The organism is Planktotalea sp. (assembly GCF_039984035.1).
Lineage (GTDB): Bacteria > Pseudomonadota > Alphaproteobacteria > Rhodobacterales > Rhodobacteraceae > Planktotalea.
Window position 1 is genome coordinate 1 of sequence record NZ_JBDWVM010000202.1, and the last position, 4,880, is coordinate 4,880.

5 protein-coding genes are annotated in these 4,880 nt (G+C 54.3%); all 5 read left to right on the forward strand.

Features of this window, described 5'->3' with window-relative positions:
* The first annotated feature begins 63 nt into the window (after window positions 1-63).
* Window positions 64-729 (forward strand): glutathione S-transferase family protein, encoded by a 666-nt coding sequence (locus ABJQ89_RS09350; RefSeq protein WP_348495981.1) that lies wholly within the window; start codon window positions 64-66, stop codon window positions 727-729.
* A complete protein-coding gene (queG, locus tag ABJQ89_RS09355) occupies window positions 719-1,753 on the forward strand; it encodes a tRNA epoxyqueuosine(34) reductase QueG (RefSeq protein WP_348495982.1) in 1,035 nt (344 codons plus the stop codon). Before ABJQ89_RS09350 ends, queG begins: the two co-directional genes overlap by 11 nt.
* 114 nt (window positions 1,754-1,867) lie before the next feature.
* The gene (locus tag ABJQ89_RS09360; protein WP_348495983.1) at window positions 1,868-3,868 is read left to right on the forward strand and encodes a hydantoinase/oxoprolinase family protein; all 2,001 of its coding nucleotides are present in this window, start codon (window positions 1,868-1,870) and stop codon (window positions 3,866-3,868) included.
* A 104-nt stretch (window positions 3,869-3,972) separates the two neighbouring features.
* Window positions 3,973-4,422, forward strand: a complete 450-nt coding sequence (gene msrB / locus ABJQ89_RS09365) for a peptide-methionine (R)-S-oxide reductase MsrB (RefSeq protein WP_348495984.1) — start codon at window positions 3,973-3,975, stop codon at window positions 4,420-4,422.
* Window positions 4,419-4,880, forward strand: a 462-nt coding sequence (gene msrA, locus ABJQ89_RS09370; protein WP_348495985.1) for a peptide-methionine (S)-S-oxide reductase MsrA, incomplete at its 3' end; no start/stop codon positions are given. The genes msrB and msrA, both read left to right, overlap by 4 nt.

The window sequence follows — 4,880 nt, forward strand, 5'->3', positions numbered from 1 at the left end:
GAACTTAAACGCAATGCGGGGCATTCAGGGGAGCACAATAACATCAGTTAGACTCTGTATCCTATGGCCCGACTTTATCATGTTCCCCTGTCTCCGTTCTGCCGAAAGGTCCGTTTGGTTCTGGCAGAAAAGAAGATCGACGTTGAACTGATCGAAGAACGCTATTGGGAAGCGGATCCTGATTTCATGCGCCGTAATCCCGCTGGCAAGGTGCCAGTGCTTAAGATGAACGGGCGCACAATGCCTGATAGTATGGCGATTTGTGAGTATCTCGAAGAGAAATACCCAGACCAACCTTTGATGCCCAAAAGCGCCGAAGGTCGCTATGAGGTACGCCGTCTAGTGGCGTGGTTTGATGATAAATTCCATCAGGAAGTCACGTCGAAACTGCTCTATGAGCGCGTGAACAAGAAGCTGATGAAGCAAGGCTACCCTGACAGCAAGAACGTCAAACAGGGTGCGCGCGCGATCAAATATCACCTCGATTACATGACGTGGCTGCTGGATCACCGTCGTTGGCTCGCGGGTGACGCAATGTCACTTGCTGACTTTACCGCCGCTGCGCATTTCTCGTCGCTTGATTATAGCTCGGACGTGGACTGGACGCGTTCAGAGACTGTGAAAGACTGGTACGCGAAGATCAAATCGCGTCCTGCCTTCCGCACGATTTTGGCGGATCAAGTGCCTGGCTTCCCGCCGTCTGCGCACTACAACGATCTTGACTTCTGATCTCAAAAACCGGCTCGCCCAAGAGGCACAAGACATTGGTTTCGACGCGTGCCGCATTTGTCGGCCGTGGGATGTGCCGCTCGTTCCTGATCGTCTCGAGGCATTCGTTGCCAAAAAACGCCATGGCCAAATGGGCTGGATGGCAGAGCGCATGAATTGGCGGGGCAATCCTGCTGCGCTTTGGCCTGATGCGCGGTCTGTCATCATGCTTGGCGAAAGTTACACGCCCGAGCATGATCCGATGGAGGTACTGAAACATCCTGGTCGCGGTGGCATTTCTGTCTATGCCCAGAACAAGGATTATCATGATCTGGTGAAGAAACGGCTCAAGCGTTTGGCGCGTTGGCTGATCGCAGATAGCGGTGGTGAGGTGAAAGTGTTCGTCGATACTGCACCTGTGCCTGAAAAACCCTTAGGCGAAGCGGCGGGTCTGGGATGGCAAGGGAAGCACACGAACCTTGTGAGCCGTGAAATGGGCAATTGGTTCTTTTTAGGCTCTGTATTTACCACGATTGAGTTGCCTGTTGATACAGCCGAGGTGGATCATTGCGGGTCCTGCCGTTCATGTCTGGACGCCTGTCCGACAGACGCCTTCCCGGCGCCTTATCAGCTCGATGCGCGGCGCTGTATTTCCTACCTCACAATTGAGCATAAAGGCCCCATCGATGAAGAGTTGCGCGCGTTGATGGGCAACCGCATCTATGGCTGCGACGATTGCCTAGCGGCGTGCCCTTGGAACAAATTTGCGGTTGAAGCGCGCGAATTGCGCTATGCGGCGCGGGACGAGTTGAAAGCGCCTAAGCTCGCTGAGCTTGCCACGCTTGATGACACTGCGTTTCGTGCGTTCTTTTCTGGCTCTCCTATTAAGCGCATTGGGCGAGATCGTTTCGTACGCAATGTGCTTTATGCGATTGGCAATTCGGATCGGGCAGAACTTCGCATCGTGGCGCAGGGCTTGGTTGATGATGCAGATGAAACAGTGCGCGATGCGGCGCGCTGGGCCGCGGGTCGATTGACTGAATAGGTCGGGCGCCTCCGGTGGGGATATTTTTCCAAAGGTGATGATCAAAGTGCCGTAAATAGGCGGGACGTGTCGTGTTTTACTGATAGGTCCAAGATAGGTTTCGAGGAAGATGTTATGGCGCTTTTGCTGGGTGTGGATACGGGTGGAACGTATACTGACGCTGTGTTGTTGAAAGATGAAAAAGAGGTGGTTGCGGCTGCCAAATCTTTGACGACCAAACATGATCTGTCGATTGGCATCAAAGGCGCGATTTCGGCGGTTCTGGAACAAAGCGGCGTTGATCCTTCCGAGGTCGCGATGGCGTCCTTGTCCACGACCTTGGCAACCAATGCGCTTGTCGAGGGGCAAGGTGGGCGCGTTGGTTTGATTTATATTGGTTTCAAGGAGAAAGACCTTGATACTCACGGGCTTCGCGATGCGTTGAAAGGCGATCCAGCTTTGATCCTTGCAGGTGGCCACAATCACGCGGGTGGTGAGGCAAATCCGCTGGATATCGAGAGCCTAAATGCCTTTTTAGAGTCTTATATGGACATTTCTGCCTTTGCTGTCGCGGCGCAGTTTGGGACGCGTAATCCGGCACATGAGCTGGCTGCGATGGACTTGATTAAGGAGCTGACCGGTGCGCCTGTGAGCGCGTCGCATCAGCTGTCGTCCAAGTTAAACGGTCCCAAACGAGCAATGACTGCACTGCTAAATGCGCGATTGATTGCGATGATCGAGCGGTTGATTGCCTCTGCCCAAAGCACGCTAGCAAAGCTGGGTATTGATGCGCCTTTGATGGTGGTGCGCGGAGATGGCGCGTTGATCAGTGCTGAGATGGCTTCAACACGTCCGATTGAAACAATCCTGAGTGGCCCTGCCGCATCGATTGTCGGGGCGCGTTGGTTGACGGGCGCGGATCATGCGCTGGTGTCCGATATTGGCGGCACGACAACGGATATTGCTGTGCTTCGTGATGGTCGTCCGGCAATTGATCCAATGGGCGCGCAAGTTGGTCCCTATCGCACAATGGTAGAAGCTGTTGCGATGCGAACCCATGGGCTTGGCGGTGATAGCGAGGTGCATTTCGTCTCAGAAGGGCTGAAAGGGGGCGTAACGCTTGGGCCACGGCGCGTTGTTCCTGTGGCCTTACTTGCGATGGACGCGCCTGAGATCGTGCACAGTGCGCTTGATGCGCAACTACGGAGCGCGACGCCGAATGAGTACGATGGTCGGTTTGTCCGTGCTGTTGAGGGCTTTGAGCATGAGGGTCTAAGCGTGCGAGAATTGATGTTGATTGAGCGTATAGGGGGCAATGTTCTCCCGCTTGGTCAGGCGCTAAAGAACCGTATCGAGGCGCAGGCACTCAAGCGTTTGATTGAACTCGGCTTGGTTCAAATTGCGGCGCTGACACCGAGCGATGCAAGCCATGCATTGGGCCGCGTCGACATGTGGGACGCGAGCGCAGCGCGCAAGGCATTGGAGTTGATGGGCAGGCGACGCACTGGTGCGGGTGTGATGCTGGCACCCAAGGCCGAAAAGATGGCGCAGCTTGTCGTGGATCAACTGACAGAGCAGACTTCATTGGCTTTGTTAGAGACTGCTTTTGCAGAAGAAGCAGAGTCTTTTGGACTTCCTTCGCAAGACTTGGCGCGGCACGTGTTGATGCAAAAGGGTCTCGCGAAGCATCGCGGCTTGGTGCGGATCGAGGCGGGGTTGAACCTGCCTGTTGTTGGGCTTGGTGCCTCTGCAGCGGGCTATTATCCTGCTGTGGGTGTGCGCCTAGATTGCGAAACGATCCTGCCTGAGCATGGCGGTGTGGCGAATGCCATTGGCGCGGTTGTCGGGCGCGTGACCATGCGCAAGCAGGGCACAGTGACATCCCCGAGCGAAGGGCGCTATCGCGTGCATTTCGAAAGCGGGCCTGAGGATTTCGCAGATAGTGAAGAAGCCATGAGCGCCTTGGAAACTTATCTGGTGAAGCAGGCGCAAAGCGATGCAGAGCAATCTGGCGCTGAGGATATACATCTGCATCACGGACGCGATGTGAAGACCGCGCAAACAGAAGGGCGCGTTGTTTTCATCGAAGCGGTTCTCACGGTTGAGGCATCAGGGCGCCCTCGGATTGCAGTCTAATCCAAGGCTCAACCGATCACGGTCTAGGGAGCCGTTTGAAATCTTGTTTTGATTTTCGCGCGAATGCCCCATCTAATAGATCACAAGCAAAGTAGGAGGATGCCATGGCTGACTATCGCAAAGATATGGATGTAATTGCGACGCTCGACCCAGAGCAATATCGCGTCACGCAAGAAAGCGGAACAGAGCGTCCGGGCACCGGTAAATATTTGGACAACAAAGCGCCAGGCATCTACGTGGATATCGTATCAGGCGAGCCGCTTTTTGCCTCGTCGGATAAGTATGAGAGCGGCTGTGGCTGGCCATCCTTTACCAAACCATTGGTGCATAAGTTCGTAAGTGAGCTACGCGACACGACGCATGGGATGGTGCGTACAGAGGTACGTTCAACCAACGGCGATAGTCACTTGGGTCACGTGTTCAATGATGGTCCACCTGATCGCGGTGGTTTGCGATATTGCATTAATTCGGCTTCGTTACGGTTCATCCATAAGGATGACATGGGCGGCGAAGGATACGGAAAATATTTGGATCAAGTGGAGGATATCGCATGAGCGCGCGCGCAGTTTTAGCAGGTGGATGTTTCTGGGGCATGCAGGATTTGATCCGCAAAATGGACGGCGTCATTTCAACGCGCGTTGGCTACACAGGCGGTGATGTCGCGAATGCGACGTATCGCAACCATGGCACCCACGCAGAAGGGATCGAGATTATTTTCGACCCTGCCAAGATTACCTATCGCCGTTTGCTAGAGTTCTTCTTTCAGATCCACGATCCGACCACAGAAAACCGTCAAGGCAATGACCGCGGGATGAGCTATCGGTCTGCGATCTATTTTGTGGACGAAGATCAAAAAGCAATTGCGCTTGATACGATTGCCGATGTTGAAGCGTCTGGCCATTGGCCTGGAAAAGTCGTGACCGAAGTCGAGGCGGTTGGCGATTTCTGGGAAGCGGAACCAGAGCATCAGGATTATCTGGAACGCATTCCAAATGGCTACACTTGCCATTTC